Origin of the sequence: uncultured Sulfitobacter sp. (assembly GCF_947499945.1) — a bacterium.
In the GTDB taxonomy this organism is placed as follows: domain Bacteria; phylum Pseudomonadota; class Alphaproteobacteria; order Rhodobacterales; family Rhodobacteraceae; genus Sulfitobacter.
Genome location: NZ_CANMQD010000005.1, coordinates 94054 through 110444 on the forward strand (window position 1 = coordinate 94054; position 16391 = coordinate 110444).

15 protein-coding genes are annotated in these 16391 nt (G+C 54.6%); 7 read left to right on the forward strand and 8 right to left on the reverse strand.

The window, feature by feature from the left end:
- Positions 1-46: 46 nt before the first annotated feature.
- The 3 genes from glpK to Q0775_RS17465 form a co-directional block, all read right to left on the reverse strand.
- Complete coding sequence (gene glpK / locus Q0775_RS17455; RefSeq protein WP_298864009.1) at positions 47-1540, reverse strand: glycerol kinase GlpK; 1494 nt, start codon at positions 1538-1540, stop codon at positions 47-49.
- Positions 1537-3105 (reverse strand): glycerol-3-phosphate dehydrogenase, encoded by a 1569-nt coding sequence (gene glpD / locus Q0775_RS17460; RefSeq protein WP_298864012.1) that lies wholly within the window; start codon positions 3103-3105, stop codon positions 1537-1539. The genes glpK and glpD overlap by 4 nt, the downstream gene beginning before the upstream one ends.
- Before the next feature lie 64 nt (positions 3106-3169).
- On the reverse strand, positions 3170-4654 hold the full coding sequence (locus Q0775_RS17465) for an inorganic phosphate transporter (protein ID WP_298864015.1): 1485 nt from the start codon (positions 4652-4654) through the stop codon (positions 3170-3172).
- Between the two features lie 129 nt (positions 4655-4783).
- Between Q0775_RS17465 and Q0775_RS17470 the strand changes: the two genes are divergently transcribed.
- Together Q0775_RS17470 and Q0775_RS17475 are read left to right on the forward strand one after the other, a co-directional pair.
- The gene (locus Q0775_RS17470) at positions 4784-6040 is read left to right on the forward strand and encodes an alkyl/aryl-sulfatase (RefSeq protein WP_298864018.1); all 1257 of its coding nucleotides are present in this window, start codon (positions 4784-4786) and stop codon (positions 6038-6040) included.
- A gap of 71 nt (positions 6041-6111) precedes the next feature.
- Complete coding sequence (locus Q0775_RS17475; RefSeq protein WP_298864021.1) at positions 6112-7161, forward strand: ornithine cyclodeaminase; 1050 nt, start codon at positions 6112-6114, stop codon at positions 7159-7161.
- Between the two features lie 3 nt (positions 7162-7164).
- Here the strand turns inward: Q0775_RS17475 and Q0775_RS17480 are convergent, their stop codons facing one another.
- From Q0775_RS17480 to Q0775_RS17490, 3 genes are read right to left on the reverse strand one after another with little or no spacing between them, the layout of a single operon-like run.
- On the reverse strand, positions 7165-8349 hold the full coding sequence (locus tag Q0775_RS17480) for a CoA transferase (RefSeq protein ID WP_298864027.1): 1185 nt from the start codon (positions 8347-8349) through the stop codon (positions 7165-7167).
- Positions 8346-9122, reverse strand: coding sequence for a CoA transferase (locus Q0775_RS17485; RefSeq protein ID WP_298864030.1), 777 nt, complete (start codon positions 9120-9122; stop codon positions 8346-8348). Before Q0775_RS17485 ends, Q0775_RS17480 begins: the two co-directional genes overlap by 4 nt.
- The gene (locus tag Q0775_RS17490; RefSeq protein ID WP_298864033.1) at positions 9119-9934 is read right to left on the reverse strand and encodes a CoA-transferase; all 816 of its coding nucleotides are present in this window, start codon (positions 9932-9934) and stop codon (positions 9119-9121) included. The genes Q0775_RS17485 and Q0775_RS17490 overlap by 4 nt, the downstream gene beginning before the upstream one ends.
- Before the next feature lie 154 nt (positions 9935-10088).
- On the opposite strand from Q0775_RS17490, the gene Q0775_RS17495 reads away from it, so the two are divergent.
- Positions 10089-10322, forward strand: a complete 234-nt coding sequence (locus tag Q0775_RS17495; RefSeq protein WP_298864036.1) for a hypothetical protein — start codon at positions 10089-10091, stop codon at positions 10320-10322.
- A 700-nt stretch (positions 10323-11022) separates the two neighbouring features.
- Here the strand turns inward: Q0775_RS17495 and Q0775_RS17500 are convergent.
- Positions 11023-11256, reverse strand: a complete 234-nt coding sequence (locus Q0775_RS17500; RefSeq protein WP_298864039.1) for a hypothetical protein — start codon at positions 11254-11256, stop codon at positions 11023-11025.
- 341 nt (positions 11257-11597) lie between these two features.
- Between Q0775_RS17500 and Q0775_RS17505 the strand changes: the two genes are divergently transcribed.
- A complete protein-coding gene (locus Q0775_RS17505; RefSeq protein ID WP_298864042.1) occupies positions 11598-12092 on the forward strand; it encodes a DUF4334 domain-containing protein in 495 nt (164 codons plus the stop codon).
- A gap of 224 nt (positions 12093-12316) precedes the next feature.
- Here the strand turns inward: Q0775_RS17505 and Q0775_RS17510 are convergent, their stop codons facing one another.
- Positions 12317-13414 (reverse strand): polyheme membrane-associated cytochrome C, encoded by a 1098-nt coding sequence (locus tag Q0775_RS17510; RefSeq protein WP_298864045.1) that lies wholly within the window; start codon positions 13412-13414, stop codon positions 12317-12319.
- Positions 13415-13441: 27 nt separating this feature from the next.
- On the opposite strand from Q0775_RS17510, the gene Q0775_RS17515 reads away from it, so the two are divergent.
- Genes Q0775_RS17515 through nqrC form a run of 3 tightly spaced genes read left to right on the forward strand, consistent with a single transcriptional unit; the run spans position 13442 to position 16390 of the window.
- Positions 13442-14824 (forward strand): hypothetical protein, encoded by a 1383-nt coding sequence (locus Q0775_RS17515; RefSeq protein ID WP_298864048.1) that lies wholly within the window; start codon positions 13442-13444, stop codon positions 14822-14824.
- A complete protein-coding gene (locus tag Q0775_RS17520) occupies positions 14821-15597 on the forward strand; it encodes an RnfABCDGE type electron transport complex subunit D (RefSeq protein WP_298864053.1) in 777 nt (258 codons plus the stop codon). Before Q0775_RS17515 ends, Q0775_RS17520 begins: the two co-directional genes overlap by 4 nt.
- Positions 15590-16390, forward strand: coding sequence for an NADH:ubiquinone reductase (Na(+)-transporting) subunit C (gene nqrC / locus Q0775_RS17525; RefSeq protein WP_298864056.1), 801 nt, complete (start codon positions 15590-15592; stop codon positions 16388-16390). The genes Q0775_RS17520 and nqrC overlap by 8 nt, the downstream gene beginning before the upstream one ends.
- Position 16391: the final 1 nt, after the last annotated feature.

The window sequence follows — 16391 nt, forward strand, 5'->3', positions numbered from 1 at the left end:
GAGGGTTGCCCCTGTATTGCAATGTTTTCGGACCTTGGCCATGGGGTCAAACGCTGAGCGTGGCCTGTACCGCGCGGCCCCATGCGCCATATAATTTTATTCGGGTGGGTTGGTCCATTTCGGGGGTGAATGTCCGTTCCACTACCCAGCTTTTTGCAAAGCCAGCCATGTCGGGGTAGAGGCCGGCGCGATGACCCGCAAGCCACGCAGCGCCAAGGGCTGTTGTCTCGGTCATTTGTGGGCGATCTACGGGCGCACCTGTGATGTCTGCGAGAAACTGCATAGTCCAGTCACTTTTCGCCATGCCACCGTCCACACGTAAGGTCGCGTCGGATGCGCCGCTCTGCCAATCTGCTTGCATCGCCTCCAAGAGGTCGCGCGTCTGGTAACCGACGCTTTCAAGGGCTGCGCGGGCCAATTCGGCAGGACCTGTTCCGCGGGTCAGACCAAACGCAGCACCGCGACAATCTGCATTCCAATAGGGCGCTCCAAGACCCACAAACGCCGGCACAAGGATCACGTTCTGGGAGGGGTCGGCAATTTGCGCCAGCGCACCAGTCTCCCCCGCATCTGCAATCACACCCAATCCGTCGCGCAGCCATTGCACCACAGCACCAGCGACAAAGATGGACCCCTCCAGCGCATATGTAGGCACACCGTTAAACTGGTAGGCGATGGTGGTGAGGAGTCGGTTTTTGGAACGGACCGCAGTGGTGCCTGTATTCAAAAGGGCAAAACATCCCGTGCCATAGGTTGATTTCATCATGCCGGGCTCAAAGCAGGCCTGCCCGACAGTGGCTGCTTGTTGATCGCCTGCCACCCCGAGAATTGGTATTGCAGCTCCTAAGTGCTTTGCATCCACCACTCCAAAACCTGCAGCACAATCATAAACTTTTGGCAGCATTTCTAAGGGTATATCAAGCAAGGCGCATATCTCGTCGCTCCATGACCCATTGTGGATATCATAGAGCATGGTACGCGCCGCGTTGGTGGCATCGGTGACATGTGCGGCACCTGATGTAAGGTTCCAGATGAGCCAGCTGTCGACAGTGCCGAATTTGAGCTTTCCTGAGCGCGCCTGTTCGCGTGCGCCGTCGTGATGGTCCAAAATCCACTTAAGCTTGGTTCCAGAAAAGTAGGGATCAAGCAGGAGACCAGTCTGTGCACTTACCAGATTGCCGTGGCCGGCGTCGCGCAAGGTTTGGCAAGTGTCAGCCGTGCGGCGGTCCTGCCAGACGATCGCATTGCCCAGGGGTTCGCCTCTTTCAGTGTCCCATACTATTGTTGTCTCACGCTGGTTTGTAATGCCGATGGCGGCGATATCTCCAGCTGTCAGTTTCGCTTTTTTGAGGGCTGCGCGGCAGGTGTGTAATGTGGTTTGCCATAGGTCAATTGCATCATGTTCCACCCATCCGGACTGTGGGAAATGTTGGGTGAATTCCTGTTGTGCGCTGGTCACGACGGCCATGTCTGCGTCAAAAATGATGGCGCGGGTGGATGTGGTGCCTTGATCAATGGCGAGGACATGTGTGGCGGTCATCGGGCCTCCGACAGATAGATTTCCAGGGCATCAGTTTGCGCCTTGTTAACGCGCAAACCGAGCTTGGAGCGCCGCCATAGGATATCGGCAGCGCAGGTCGCATATTCATGGGTCACGAGGTGGCGAACTTCGGCCTCGCAGAGTGTCGCGCCAAAGTCGCGGCCAAGGTCTTGTGCTGTTTTGGCATCCCCCAGAATGTTCCACGCATCAGTCCCGTAAGCGCGGATCAGACGGGTCGCCCAAGCGGGTGTGAGAAATGCGTAGGCATCTTGCAATTTGGCAATGCATTCTGCGACCTCTGTCACTTCAAAATTCCCTCCCGGAAGGGGTGCACCGGCCGTCCATCTAGGCTCTAACACTGGGAGATAGGGTGCGATTTTGTCCAACGCATCCTCAGCGAGGACACGGTAGGTTGTGATTTTTCCGCCGAAAATGTTGAGCAGGGGCGGCCCTGCATCATCAACCTTGAGGACATAGTCACGGGTTGCTGCACTGGCTGAGCTTGCCCCGTCCTCATAGAGAGGCCGTACACCGGAATAAGTCCAGACGATATCATCCACTTTAATGTTATCTTTGAAATATTTATTTGCAAAATCAATGAGATAGTCGCGCTCTGCTGCTGTGCAAATTGGGGCCACTGAGGGGTCATTGTGATCTGCGTCTGTGGTGCCGATCAAGGTAAAATCAGTCTCATAAGGGATTGCGAAAATGATGCGCCCGTCGCTGCCCTGAAAGAAGTAGCATTTGTCGTGGTCATAAAGCTTGGGCACCACAATATGCGAACCGCGCACCAGACGCACCCCCTCGGATGAGTTCACGCGCAGCTTGGTTTGGATGATGTCGCCGACCCAAGGCCCGCCTGCATTTACAAGGATGCGTGCATGGTGGGTTTGCGGGCCGTTAGGTCCATCGATCTGGACCTCCCACAGATCACCGACACGAACGGCAGACATCACTTTTGTCTGCGTCATTATCTGTGCGCCGTGATTCTGTGCATCGCGTGCGTTGAGCACGACAAGGCGGCTGTCCTCGATCCAGCAATCGGAATACTCGAACGCCTTTTCAAACCGAGCCTCAAGTGGCGCGCCTTCTGCTGTGCCGCGCAGTTTGAGCGTTTGCGTCGCAGGCAGGATTTCACGACCACCGAGATTGTCATAGAGGAACAACCCGAAGCGGATAAGCCATGCCGGACGGCGGCCGCGCATCCAAGGCATCACAACACTGAGTACTCTGGAGGCGGGCGTCTCACCCTCGAACCGCATATCGGGATGATATGGCAGCACAAAGCGCATGGGCCACGCGATATGGGGCATGGCACGGAGCAGCACTTCACGCTCTTTCAGGGCATGACGGACCAGATTGATCTCGAAATACTCCAGATAGCGCAGGCCACCGTGAAACAGCTTTGTCGAGGCGGAGGAGGTGGCAGAAGCCAGATCGTTCATCTCGGCCAATGTCACGCTCAGGCCGCGGCCTGCTGCGTCACGCGCAATGCCGCATCCGTTCACACCACCCCCGATGATGAAAAGGTCGACGGGCTCTGTGCTCTGGGATGAATCTTGCATGATCAAAGGTGTAGCTGTGCCCCGCCCGAGGCGCAACAATGACGCGACGGGCAGGGCTGATGGTTCAGGCCATGACTGTATTGATCAGATAGAAGATCGCGGCAGAGAGGGTCGCAGCGGCAGGCACAGTGATCACCCAAGCGGCAAGGATGGTCATAAAGTGCGAGCGGCGGACAAGCTTGCGGCGCTTACGCTCTTCCGGGGTGAACGACGTGCGATCGGGCATCGTGAGGCGTGCGTTACGTATCCGGCGCTCTGCATCCCATTCGCGGAAGAAACCGACCCCGAATACGCCACCAACAGCGATGTGGGTTGAGCTGACAGGCAGGCCAAGCCAGCTTGCGATGATCACGGTAATCGCGGCCGAGAGGGCCACGCAATAGGCGCGCATCGGGTTCAGCTTGGTGATCTGTCCGCCGACCATCTTGATCAATTTGGGACCAAAGAGGAACAGGCCAAACGAGATACCGAATGCACCGATGATCATGACCCAGATCGGGATGCTGATGGTATCACCAAAGGTGCCTGATTGGGATGCTTGGACAATCGCAGCCAAGGGGCCAACGGCGTTCGCCACATCATTGGCGCCGTGTGCAAAGCATAAGAGTGCAGCAGATACGACAAGCGGGATACCGAACAGTACCTTGAGGGATTTGTTTCGGTTCTCTAGGCCCTCCGACTGCTTGCGGATAACAGGGATCATAATGGCCCAGATGACGACACCCAGCACCGCACCGATCAACAGTGCGGTTGGCATGTCGATCTTGATGATCTTTTTAAGGCCTTTCAGGGCGAGATAGGTTGCAAATGCGCCCGCCATAATGCCAACAAGGATTGGCACCCAAGTACGAGCGGCGGCTATTTTATCCTCACGGTAAATGATCTTGGATTTGATCAACCAGAGAAAGCCTGCCGCGATCAAACCGCCCAGCACGGGAGAAATGACCCAGCTGGCGGCAATCGCGCTCATGGTGGGCCAGTTTACAGCGGCGAACCCTGCCGCGGCGATCCCTGCGCCCATCACGCCCCCTACAACGGAGTGTGTTGTTGAGACGGGTGCACCGACCCATGTAGCAAGGTTGACCCAAAGGGCGGCAGACAAAAGGGCTGCCATCATGGCCCAGATGAAGACGTCGACGGTTCCCATGCTTTCAGGTGCAATGATTCCCTTAGCGATGGTCGAGACAACATCACCGCCGGCAATGAGCGCACCCGCACTCTCGAACACAACAGCAATGGCAATCGCACTGCCCATCGAGAGCGCCCCTGCACCCACGGCAGGGCCCATGTTGTTGGCGACATCATTCGCCCCGATGTTGAGCGCCATGTAAGCGCCGAGACAGGCGGCAACCACAACGATAAAGGAGTTGGTTTCCTGCCCAAAAAACAACATCGCGGCGATACCTGCGAGCAGGACAAACACCAGCGAAATGCCAGGCCCCACCATCGGGCGCGAAACATAGCTGCTTGCTAATTCAAGATTGGAATAACGCTCAAGATCGCGGTCGAGCGTTTCTAGGTGGCGTGGATCGCCCTGATTGTCTGTCATGATTGTTGTCCCCCGTTGGGAATGGTGAGTAGCGTGATCATGTACGTGATTTCAACACAAGAGTTGCTGCTGGTGAAATTCGCAACTTTCCGACACACTTGGGCCAGATAAATTTGCGGAGAATGACAGATGCCAAATGCCAGATTGATCGAACATAACAAAACCCAGTTTGTGAAAGAGATCGTTGAGCTGGCGTCGGGTGTTTGGGGGGCTGTCGGATTTGCTGCCTCGTGCCAGTACATGGTTGAGGGTGCCCACAGCGTTACAATCATCGACACTAGCGAAAGTACCAAAGCGGCGCAGAATGTATTGGACGAATTTCGCCAGCGTTGTGACAAACCTGTGGGCCGTATCATCTTTACCCACGCGCACCGCGATCATGTCTCGGGGGCAAGTGTTTTTTTGGGGGGTCGCGACATTCCGATTCTTGCGAGTAAGGGGTTCAAGTCCGACTTGATGGCAGTGGATGAGGCGACGATAGCCCCGAATAAGGCCTTAGGCCGCCGGACTATGGCGCAATTTGGCATCGGCCTGAGCGGTGAGGAGCGTATCTCGCTTGGCTGTGGTCCGGGTGACCGCCCGATGGACGGGTTAGGGGCAGGGTTTGTGCCGCCAACAGCCTTGATCGAGGGCGATTGCGATATTGATCTGGACGGGGTGCACGCGCGGCTCATCATGGCGCCGGGAGAGACGCCAGATCACATGATCGTCTGGCTGCCTGATAGCGGTGTGCTTATCGGGGGCGATAACTGGTATCACGCCTTCCCCAACCTCTATGCCATTCGCGGGACGCCTTACCGTGATTTCGCGGTCTGGGCAAAAACGCTGGATCAGATGGCTAATATTGGCGCAAAAGTTTTAGGACCGGGTCACACGCGCCCTGTGTTCGGTGTGGAACAAATCCGCGAAGTCCTCGGCACCACCCGCGAGGCGATGGTCCATGTGATGCGTGAGACAGCGAAAATGATGGATGAAGGTGCCTCGCTGGATGATATCGGAGCGGGTGTCGCATTGCCTGATCACCTTGCCACCAAGCCGTGGCTGGGTGAGTTTTACGGCAAGGTCGGCTGGTCTGCGCGTGCTTTTGCTGTAGGAACATTGGGCTGGTATGACGGCAATCCCACACATTTGGGGGCCATGTCCGACCACAGGCGTGCCGTGCACACCGCACAGCTTGCAGGTGGCACCGACGCTCTGATGAAAGCGGCGCAGGAAACAGATGATTTGCAATGGCGGCTTGAGCTTTGTGACCATCTGATAACCCTTGAACAGCCTGCGCAGTCGCTGAAAGCCGAGGCGATGATTGCGCTGGCGGAGACGGAGATTAATGCGACCGCCCGCAACACGTATTTGTGGGAAGCCAAACGCCTGATTGATGCCACATAATGTGGAAACTGTAGTACCGTATGTTTGATAGACCGCCCCTCGCGGGATGCTTTGTCCAAAAAGGAAATCCTATGCCGCCGCTTCCCTCCGAACTTGCTTTTGTTCCCTTTGTCTCCGTCGAGCATATGATGGGTCTGGTCCATCACATCGGCGTTGAAGAAGTCCTGCGTAATCTTGCTGATGCAATTGAGTCAGATTTCAAACGCTGGGAAACCTTTGACAAGACCCCACGCGTGGCAAGCCATTCGGACGTGGGTGTGATTGAGCTGATGCCTACCTCGGACGGCGAGATGTACGGCTTTAAATACGTGAATGGCCATCCCAAGAACACAAAAGACGGGCTGCAAACAGTCACCGCTTTTGGCCTTCTTGCGGACGTTGATACAGGCTACCCCAAGCTTCTGACCGAGATGACATTGCTCACTGCGCTGCGAACGGCGGCGACATCGGCCATGGCGGCACGTCACCTCGCGCCAAAAGGGGCCAAGACGATGGCCATGATCGGCAACGGGGCGCAGTCGGAATTCCAGTGCCTCGCCTTCAAGGCGATTTGCGGCATCGACACTGTTCGCCTCTATGACATTGATCCCGCTGCAACGCAGAAGTGCGCACGCAATCTGGCGGGGCAGGGGCTTACTGTGGTGCAATGCAAGACAGCCGAGGAAAGCATAGAAGGTGCACAGATTATCACAACTTGCACCGCCGATAAACAGAATGCGACGATCCTGACCGACAATATGGTGGGGGCAGGGGTCCACATCAATGCAATCGGCGGTGATTGTCCGGGTAAGACAGAGCTGGCGCGCGATATCCTTCTGCGCTCGGATATCTTTGTGGAGTATCCTCCCCAGACTTGGATTGAGGGCGAAATCCAGCAACTTGACCAAGATCACACGGTGACCGAGCTGTGGCGTGTGATCACGGGCCAGACGGAGGGGCGTAAGGACGCAAAGCAGATTACGCTTTTTGACAGTGTTGGTTTTGCGATCGAGGATTTCTCGGCGCTGCGCTATGTCTCTCAGGCGATCGAGGGGACGGGGTTTTTCATCCAGCTTGATATGTTGGCGGACCCTGATGATCCGCGTGATTTGTTCGGAATGTTCCAGCGCTCAAAAGGGTGAGGGCTACTCTTTTGAATTTAACTTCGGGAGTCCGTCTGCGAATTCAGCGGGATCGATGCCCAATTCCTGCATAATCTCGTCGTTATGCTGGGCAAAGGCGGGCGGTGCTGTGCGGTAGCTGGCGGGTGTGCGAGACAGTTTGATCGGGCTGCCCGTGCCGCGATATTCGCCGATGTCCACAACCATTTCGCGGTGCTTGGTATGCGGGTCCTCTACCACTTGATCAATGCTGCGCACCGCACCGCAGGGCACGCCTGCCTTTATGAGCGTATCTGCCAATTCGGTGCAGTCATGGGTTACCATCGCTTTTTCAAGCTCGACCTTGAGCACATCGCGGTTTTGGTTGCGCATGCTGTTATCGGAAAAGCGTTCATCGTCGGGCAGATCGGAACGGTCCAGCACGCGGCACAGTTTGGTGAACTGGCGGTGATTGCCCACAGCAAGGAACAGGGGAACCGTGGCCGTGGCGAAAGTGTCATAAGGGCAGATGTTGGAATGGGCATTGCCCGACGGCTGCGCCACTTTTCCAGACAGGTAGTAGTTGGGCAAATGCGGATGCAGCAGCGAGAAGCCGCAATCATAAAGCGTGGTTTCGACGAACTGGCCCTTGCCGCTCTGACCGCGCTCTGCCAGTGCCATGAGAATGCCGATGACAGCGTTGAGGCCCGTTGTCATATCAACTACAGGCAGGCCAACACGCAGGCTGTCGCCACCTACTTCGCCGTTCACACTCATAATGCCACAGCTGGCCTGTATCGCCGCATCGTACCCCGGCATGCCGCCCAACGGGCCGTCCGCACCAAAGCCAGAAACGCGGCTGTGTATCAGCTTGGGAAAACGTCGCGCGATCTCGGTGTGCGACAGTCCCCATTTATCAAGGGTGCCTGTTTTGAAGTTCTCCAGAAAGACATCCGCATCCTCCAGCAACAACGCCAGAACCTCCTGACCCGCTGTGGTTGACAGGTCCAGCGCCATACCGCGTTTGTTGCGGTTCACGCCGAGGAAATAGCTCGCTGTATCCTCAAGAAAGGGCGGCCCCCAGCCGCGGGTCTCGTCCCCCGCTGGCGGCTCCAACTTGATCACATCGGCGCCATGATCGGCCAGAATTTGCCCCGCGTAGGGGCCGCCCAAAACGCGGCTGGCATCAATGACTTTGAGGTGGGACAGCGAACCGATGTTTGATGTCATGATGAGGGTTCCTTGAGCGGGGAGGGGAGGGGGGCAGTGCGCAGAGTTGCGGCAAAATCGGGATAACTTTCGTGCAACTCGTCCCTGATGCGACCGCGAATGAGCGCGAGCGTGGCGGCATCAGGCGGGGGTGTTTCGGGTGTGGCATGCGCGTGGGAAAAGCGAAATCCTGTGGCGGCTGTCACGTCTTCGAGCGTGTGACCAGGGTGCAGCGTTTGCAGATGAAAGCCAGGGCGCGTCGCATCAAACCCGAACAAACCCTTGCCCGTCAGCAGGGCATGCGGCCCCCCTTTGCGCCAGATGCCCTCACTACTCACGCCTGGTGCGCTGATGAAATCAACTTTTTCGACCATTACGCGGGGGGTGTGTTCCTCGCGGAAAAGGATCACGCGGGGGATTTGAAAATAGAGGAAGGCGGACCCGAAAGAGCCGGGCCAGCGGACCGTGCCTTCGGGATAATCCCCGACACCGACCAGATTGACATTGCCCGACCCGTCAATCTGCCCACCGCCCAGAAAGAAGGCGTCGATCCGCCCTTGTGCGGCACAGTCAAACAATTCGGCAGAACCATTGGTGAAGAAGTTATGCGCCACGGAGCCGAGGATCGAGAGGCGCAGCTTTGGCTCATCTTGGGTTTCCGCTAGCGCACGGGCGAGCATGGCCCCCGCCGCAGGGATGGGCGAGGCGGCCCCAACGGCCACATGGCGGGTGCCGCGCAGCAGGCGTGCAATGCTGACGATCAGGATTTCGTGTGCAGTTGTAGGCGTGCTCATGCGGCGCCTGCGCGAACGTCGCTGGCCATATAGGCAGCAAAGCCTTCGGGAGTGCGGGCTGCTTGGGCGTATCTGTGTTGCTCGGCGACATCACCGTCATACTCTCCCCACAGGCCCAGCGGCCATGCGCCCCGCGCGGCCACTGCAACATCAGTGACATAAAGGGCAGGCAGCGTTCCCGCGGCAGTCATTTCATCCGCCATCAGGTCACCGTCGAACATCCGCTCCACCGTGACCAATGTCGTTTTTGTGGAGTATGCCATCGCAGCCAGCTCCCGCCGCCGCCCGATCCAGACATTGCCAAAACGGTCGGCCATGGGCGCGTGGAAAATCGCGGCATCGGGATGGATTGCGGGGATCAGTACGATGGGATCATCGCCTGTGTCATCCGCCATCGGGTTGTTGATGACACACCAGTCGAGGCGATTGGCCAGCACGTCGGTTTCTATCAGCCCCCGAATAGGAACAAAAGGCACGCCTTTTTGCGCGGCAAGTAGACCTGCGTGAATGGCGGGACATGTTGCATCCATCATCGCAACACGACCTGCGCGCACGGCGGCATTGAATTGCGGTGCACCGCCTGCTTCGCCCAGCGACACGGCGCTTGTCTCAATTGTTTTGACCAATCCTGCACCGATCATCATATCGACCTGCATGCCGCCCGTTGGAACACAAACCAAATGCAGATCATCGATACCCGCCGCAATGATCGCACGGGTCAGCGCCATTGGCACACCGCCATAATCAACCGGCACGGCAAGTTTCATGCCTGACCCGATTTGTGCCGCCAATCTGCCTAAAGGATCTTGCATTGATTTGTTTCCCCCGTCTGAACACTACCTCTCACCGAGAGGTCCACATGGTTCTCTTGGATCAATCTCTGGTCGCTTTATGAGGCCGTTTGGAATGAGTTTGAGGGATAAGAGGCCGTGTCGCAATCCCCTTTAAGGATACCGCTTTTCAGGAATGCAGTCTGCCCGGTTGTACGTTGGTATTGTCAATAGCCGCTTTGCGGTGCCAAAGAGTGCCTGCCACCATCTGCACGTATGGTTTTGGTTGATCCGTCTCTTCGGTTGGCTGCTCAATGGCTCAGACATCAAAAGTTTATTTTGTGCCTTCGGTAATCAAAATGACTTAGCGAACGTTGAAAAGGCTGGTGTTTCCGATCAACAGCCAACTGTCGTGATGGCGTTTAAGTGACGCTTAAAGCGGAGACATTCTCAAAGCGAATAGTGCGTTCCCATTAGAAACATGCTCTTTCTAAGAGAATATAGCCCGCTGGAGGCTCTCTTGTATCGCGTCGCAAGGGAGGTCTTTTATGTAGTGCGACAAGTGAAATGGAAGTGGTGGCAACCGACCTGATTGTTACCTCAACTGTTTATTGGATCGGCTGGCTTTGGCTGGAACTCTCGGATACTTTGGGGCCGGGTATTTTATAGTATTGAATGACTGAAGATGAATATAACATACTTTAACTCTTCATTTTGTAACATCTGACCCAGCATATCAGCGTCGATTCCCTTAATCTTTGCCCGGTCAAATCTTAATATCCCTGACAAACGGCGCGGTTTACTATCATTGCTTGTGAAATTGGCGACAGCAAGTTCAAGCAGGCCAAGCTTTAGCAAGCGATCACGCCCGCATAGGTCAATGCCGGCTCGCTTGGAAAGATTGGAGTTGGACCTAGCGTGTTAGCTGCAAAGCCGCATATGCTGCCTGAACTTTGCTTTTAGGATAGGTGGCACCACTTACAAAACGCTATTCATTGGCGAAACCGAATACAGTTTTGCGGTCTTCACCTTCCAACGCAGTATATTCGTTTATAAATGTCGGCAGTTAGGATCATTCTCGATCCTCGACTTACCCACTTCAGGTCCAAAACCATATGAAATTTCATCTGTCACTTGATGGCCAAACCCGATGCTAACTTCTGCAGCCGAATACGAATAGGATCCGATTTGCGCTTGATTGGGCTGAATGTTATGTGCGGATTACGATAACTGGGGCGAATAGCTGCCTCGTAAAAATTCGAATTCGTCGAGGTAATCTGCGCGGTTTGGGTATAGCTGCTCGCTTCAAGGTTCAGACGAACTTCTTCATAACTTCCAAATAGTTGATCTTGGGTGATGCTCATTTAGAACGATAGGGCTTCTGCTTGTGAGGACCAAACGCCCAAGGTTGGATCATTTTCGGGTTTTGAGCGTTGCGATCATAAGAGAATTACTGGAAGGCGTAAGAATCGATGCAGGAGCCTGAAAATTATCAATTTGGGCCAGATCCGCACTAACCTATCCGGTCGGGATCAGTGGAGAAAATTTGGTAAAAAATCTAAAAATTCGAAATGCGTAATTGCAAATACAATGCTGGACACCGAATTTTAATTAGTCTTCTGTGAAAATCCCTGCGCAATATTTTGCAGTGACCAGTGCTGGAAACAGATCGAACTCATTTGAAAAGTAGAACATGAACCAGAGTATGACCACACAAGAAGCGCTTGCCTATTTTGATACACTTGAGCCAGTAGATTTGAGTTCGATGATGGGGCGTTGGCGCGGTGAAGGGATCGATACCGGTCACTACATGGACGGCTTGCTTGAAGCGACGCGCTGGTACGGGAAGGTTTTTGAAAGCCCGGACATTGTTCATCCCCTAGTTCACGAGGATCGGTTTGGAGGAAAATTCTTTGTTAATCCCGCTCTACTACCTTTAAAGATCGCTGCGATCCTCCCGATGCCTCGTGAAATAATCTCTTGGACATTTCCCATCCTGCGCCCCGTCTTAACGACGCGGAAACCAAAAGCGCGTTTGCGCATGATGCAGTTTCGGGGAAGGTTGAGTGCAACGATGATCTACGATGCAAAGCCGATCAATGATGTTTTCCGCAAGATTGATGATCAAACAGTGCTTGGCCTCATGGATCAGCGGGGAGATAGTTCTCCCTTCTTTTTCAAGCTGATGAAAGATGTTTGAAGTGAACCATTGGTATTGAAGGGAAGGCAACTTCGTCTGCAAGCGCTATTATACTGTCTTTGTTGGGATAGTTTTCCTGTTTGCAGAGACGTCCATGGTGCGTCTTGCTCGGTATTCTAATTCTCAACCTAATGAAATCAAAGCAGCCCCGTGAAACGTTATCCGGCAAGCCTCGGCTATAGCAGGCGTTTCGGAGCGTTATCAGATATCACCGCAGGACGCTCTTATGGTCGGGTCAGTCCAGACATATCCACATCAACCTTGTCTGACAGGTCTTCGATGCTGTCAAAGAGCAGTTGCAAAGCGTAATGCGGATTGTGGCTGTAGATGCCTTTGTCCTTTTGCACCAACTGATAGTTATAAGCTGCCTTCAACAGACGCGGCGTCCAGTTTTGATACCGGTTGGGAAAGTTGGCCTCATCGGCTGATGCTACGCCATCACCGTTGGTATCTGCGAAAAAGTAGGGGTAGTTGTTCGCATTATAGGCAATAGGGGCCTGTAACACATTGCTTGCGTAAAGTTGTATGGTTGACAGAACCTTCTCATGAAACGCGTTTATCGGCGCGGATATTCCCTCCGACGTGTTTCCGTTTCCATCAAAATCGTTGCGTGATATCCTAATATCTTCAAACCGATTGGCGCCCTGATGGCACGCCGTGCAATTATCAAGCTTTACCTCGAGAGTGTGAGGTTGGTGGCAGCCAACACATGTATCTAGCTTGGGAACATGGGTGAACTGACCCTTATACGCTTTCCCTCGATACTCAAATCCACCCTGTACCACGCCCCCCATCAGAGTTGCCGCGGCAGGGGCATAATGCACATTTATAAAGCTCAGATCGCCATCAATAACATCATCTTCACGTCCAGCGATTGCGCTGACAACCGATTGAGTGGACGCACGGCCCTGATGGCAGACAGTACACACTGCCGAAGGCCCGAGGTCTTCAACAGTTGCTCCTGACGGAAAGGGAACAGCAGTCAAGCTTGCTGAAGCGCTGTTGTGGCAGGCGACACAATCAACTGTCGTCCCCAAACCAACTGGATGATCAATAATGCCGACCGTGGTCATCGGGCCACGCACATAGTCGACCATGCCAAGACTTGAATGACATACCGCGCAGTTTCCTGGGATTTCACCTTCTCCGTTCCAATGCACAAACGCTTCTGACATGCGATTAGCGTGCGCAGACGCCAGCAATTCTTCGACGATCTTGGCAAGGTCATCGCCGTTTTCAACAGTTTCCTGTGCAATCGCAGGAAGTGTGCCTAGTGCGATAAATCCACAAACTACAGCGGCCCGAAGTTTTAAAAAGGTCATGGTGAATCCTCTCTGCAGCATGATTTATTGAGTATCACCACAACCGTTCTTCGCCGAATTGATCCAAATCAAAACTTGGGCCAGATCTGCCTGATACTGATAGCTGGCACAGCTTTGGGTGATGCAAACGGCTTTGTGTTTTTAGGGATTGATGGGGCACAGATTATGAAGCACTTCCGGATCAAAGGTGGACATTGGCCGAAAGTCACCAACCCGCCAACCCAGAGAATAACCGAAACAATTACTGCCAAAACTGTTGCATTTCTGGGTCAGGATGTTCCTTTCGTTCGCCCAAAATATACTCTTTCGGAGGGTGCATGCGTTGCCGCAGGGCAACCTGTTTTCCATGATCGGAAACGGCCCGAGATTAATTACGTCGCACCGATTTCTGGCCGGATAACCACGATATCCTATGGTCCGCGCAGGACACTTTCGGCGTGTGTGATTACAGCTGATCCCGATGCTACGGAGCAAACCGCTCACTCCGTGCCAGACCACAGCACAGATGCTGCCGTGCGTGCCACTTTGTTGGCGTCCGGTCTCTGGCCTGCGTTTCGAACTCGGCCCTTTGGGTTGACGCCTGATCCTCATGAAAGTCCCGTAGCGATCCTTGTGAACGCCGTACAAGGGTCAATCGCCGCACCCGATCCAACTGTTGTGCTTGCCGATCAAAGGGGCACTTTTCGCATAGGAATGGAGGCGCTGAAACGTCTGACAGATGGCCCGCTCTATCTGTGCCAATCACCGGGTACTCCGTTGTGCATGGAGGTTGAGGGCGTGGAGATGGCCGAGTTTAGTGGGTCATCTGCAGCAGGATTTGCCGGTACACAGATTGATGTTTTGTGCCCCATCGGGCCAAAGCGCGTTGTCTGGTCCATCGGGTATCAGGATGTCGCGGCTATCGGCCATCTGTTTGAAACCGGCTATTATCGCACGGATCGTGTAATTGCAGTATCCGGTGTGGGCGTCGCACATCCAACTCTGGCCAGAGCACCGCTTGGAGTTGCGCTTGGGGATTTATGGGATGACAATAAACACACTGTGGGCATGCAATCGGGTGATCGCCTCCAGAGTTGCAAAGGGCAGTTTTTAGGCCGATACGATGATCATGTGTGCTTTAATCCTGCGCCCAATCATTCTGCACGCGATGGCTGGCTGTCCCACATTTTTAAAGCGTCCGATGCACTTGTTCCCAGTGGCGCTATCGAAACCGCCCTTGGGTTGAACATTCTGCCAGTTCCGTTGATGCGTGCGTTGAGTGTTGGTGACAGCGAAGCAGCGCAAAGGCTGGGATGTCTGGCTCTTGTCGAAGAGGACCTGTTCGAATTGACGCGGGCATGTACCAGTGGTGCCGATTACGGTGTTCTTTTGCGACATGTACTCGACGAATTAATGGAAGACGCCGTGTGACCGCCCCACGCACAATTTCAGGCGTCACCCTTTGGCAGTCTTTCGCACTTGTTCCAACTTGTATTGTCGTCGGCTCGGCAGACGTTGGCTTATTTGCCGTTCAGTTGATTGCGGCAATTGCCACCGCGATTGGTTGGGAAGCGTTATTTGCCCTAGCACGCCACCGTGGCTTCAGCTTGCATGGGCTGACGACTGCTTTGATTATCGTGGTTTTGTTTCCGCCCGACTTAGCGATTTGGGAATTGGTCCTGATCCTGTCACTTGGTGTGACATTGGGCGAACTGGTCTTTGGTGGTCGTGGCTTCGGGTTTGTGCAACCTGCGACTGTTGCTGCCGCATTGCTATTGTTCTCATTTCCTCAGTCTGCGCTTACTCCGCCATCGCAGGCTGTTGCACTGGCTACTCTACCGGGGGCCGCCATATTAATAGGTCTTCAGCTGATTTCTTGGCGGATTATTTTTGGAGCTTTCGCAGGGCTGGCCGTATGTATTGCCTTAACGGGGCAGGCGATTGATGCGGTTAGCGTCGGTGCTGCAATGGCGTTCTCGCTTGTATTCTTGATCTGTGATCCGTTTGCTGCCGCGGCTACAAACCCCGGGCGCTGGATTTATGGGGTGTTGGCCGGCAGCCTGATCGCCTTATTCGCTGACGGGGCAGTTCCCACCACACAAGCGATGGTTTTTGCGGCCATGCTGGCAAGCTTGACTGCGCCGTTGATTGATCACCTTGTTGTTCTGGTCCATGCCCGACTTCGGAGGCTCCGACATGTCTGATAGGCTTTCCCTATGGCAGCACTTTCTGGCACGCCCGAATGATGACAGGAGCAAGATTTTTGGTGTGGCCGTTCTAGTTGCACTGGTCTGCGCGATTATTGTCTCACTCACTTCGATTAGTCTCAAACCACTTCAAGATGCCAATTTTGCGGCATTACGGGCGGCGCGAATGGCCGCGATGTTAGACACACTTCCGGGCATGCGCGACGTAATGGAAGAGGCGGGTATTGATACATTAGACTCTCGGCTGGTTGATCTGACCACCGGCACATTTGTCGAAGATGCCGACGTCGCAGCGTTTGATCCCAGAGCCGCAAAAAGCGACCCTGCTCAAAGCGTTGCAATTCTGCCCGAGAAGGACATCGCTGGACTGAGGAGACGGGCGAATCTAGCTCCAGTCTTTTTATTGGAGCGACAGGGAGAGGTTTTGCTGCTGGTCTTGCCAGTCAGCGGTGCAGGATATCAATCGACCTTGCATGCCATGCTTGCGCTTGACCCTGACCTGCGAACGATTGCGGCACTGACGATCACTGAACAAGGTGAAACGCCGGGGCTTGGTGCGCGGATCGAGGATCCGTCTTGGCAGGCACTATGGGCGGGCAAGGAAGCTGTTGATGAGGCGGGCAACATTGTGGTGACAGTCGTGCGAGGGCAGGCCACGACCCCATTTGAAATTGACGGAATAACGGGCGCTACAATCACCAGTAATGGCGTGGCCAATATGGTGCGATTTTGGCTGGGAGATGACGGGTTTGGCCCATTTCTGAAACGCCTGCGGCAGGAAGGACTGTAAG

Bases quoted from the DNA above. Each gene is read 5' to 3' on its own strand.
- glpK (WP_298864009.1), bottom strand. From the start codon at position 1,540: ATGACCGCCACACATGTCCTCGCCATTGATCAAGGCACCACATCCACC.
- glpD (WP_298864012.1), bottom strand. From the start codon at position 3,105: ATGCAAGATTCATCCCAGAGCACAGAGCCCGTCGACCTTTTCATCATC.
- Q0775_RS17465 (WP_298864015.1), bottom strand. From the start codon at position 4,654: ATGACAGACAATCAGGGCGATCCACGCCACCTAGAAACGCTCGACCGC.
- Q0775_RS17470 (WP_298864018.1), top strand. From the start codon at position 4,784: ATGCCAAATGCCAGATTGATCGAACATAACAAAACCCAGTTTGTGAAA.
- Q0775_RS17475 (WP_298864021.1), top strand. From the start codon at position 6,112: ATGCCGCCGCTTCCCTCCGAACTTGCTTTTGTTCCCTTTGTCTCCGTC.
- Q0775_RS17480 (WP_298864027.1), bottom strand. From the start codon at position 8,349: ATGACATCAAACATCGGTTCGCTGTCCCACCTCAAAGTCATTGATGCC.
- Q0775_RS17485 (WP_298864030.1), bottom strand. From the start codon at position 9,122: ATGAGCACGCCTACAACTGCACACGAAATCCTGATCGTCAGCATTGCA.
- Q0775_RS17490 (WP_298864033.1), bottom strand. From the start codon at position 9,934: ATGCAAGATCCTTTAGGCAGATTGGCGGCACAAATCGGGTCAGGCATG.
- Q0775_RS17495 (WP_298864036.1), top strand. From the start codon at position 10,089: ATGCAGTCTGCCCGGTTGTACGTTGGTATTGTCAATAGCCGCTTTGCG.
- Q0775_RS17500 (WP_298864039.1), bottom strand. From the start codon at position 11,256: ATGAGCATCACCCAAGATCAACTATTTGGAAGTTATGAAGAAGTTCGT.
- Q0775_RS17505 (WP_298864042.1), top strand. From the start codon at position 11,598: ATGACCACACAAGAAGCGCTTGCCTATTTTGATACACTTGAGCCAGTA.
- Q0775_RS17510 (WP_298864045.1), bottom strand. From the start codon at position 13,414: ATGACCTTTTTAAAACTTCGGGCCGCTGTAGTTTGTGGATTTATCGCA.
- nqrC (WP_298864056.1), top strand. From the start codon at position 15,590: ATGTCTGATAGGCTTTCCCTATGGCAGCACTTTCTGGCACGCCCGAAT.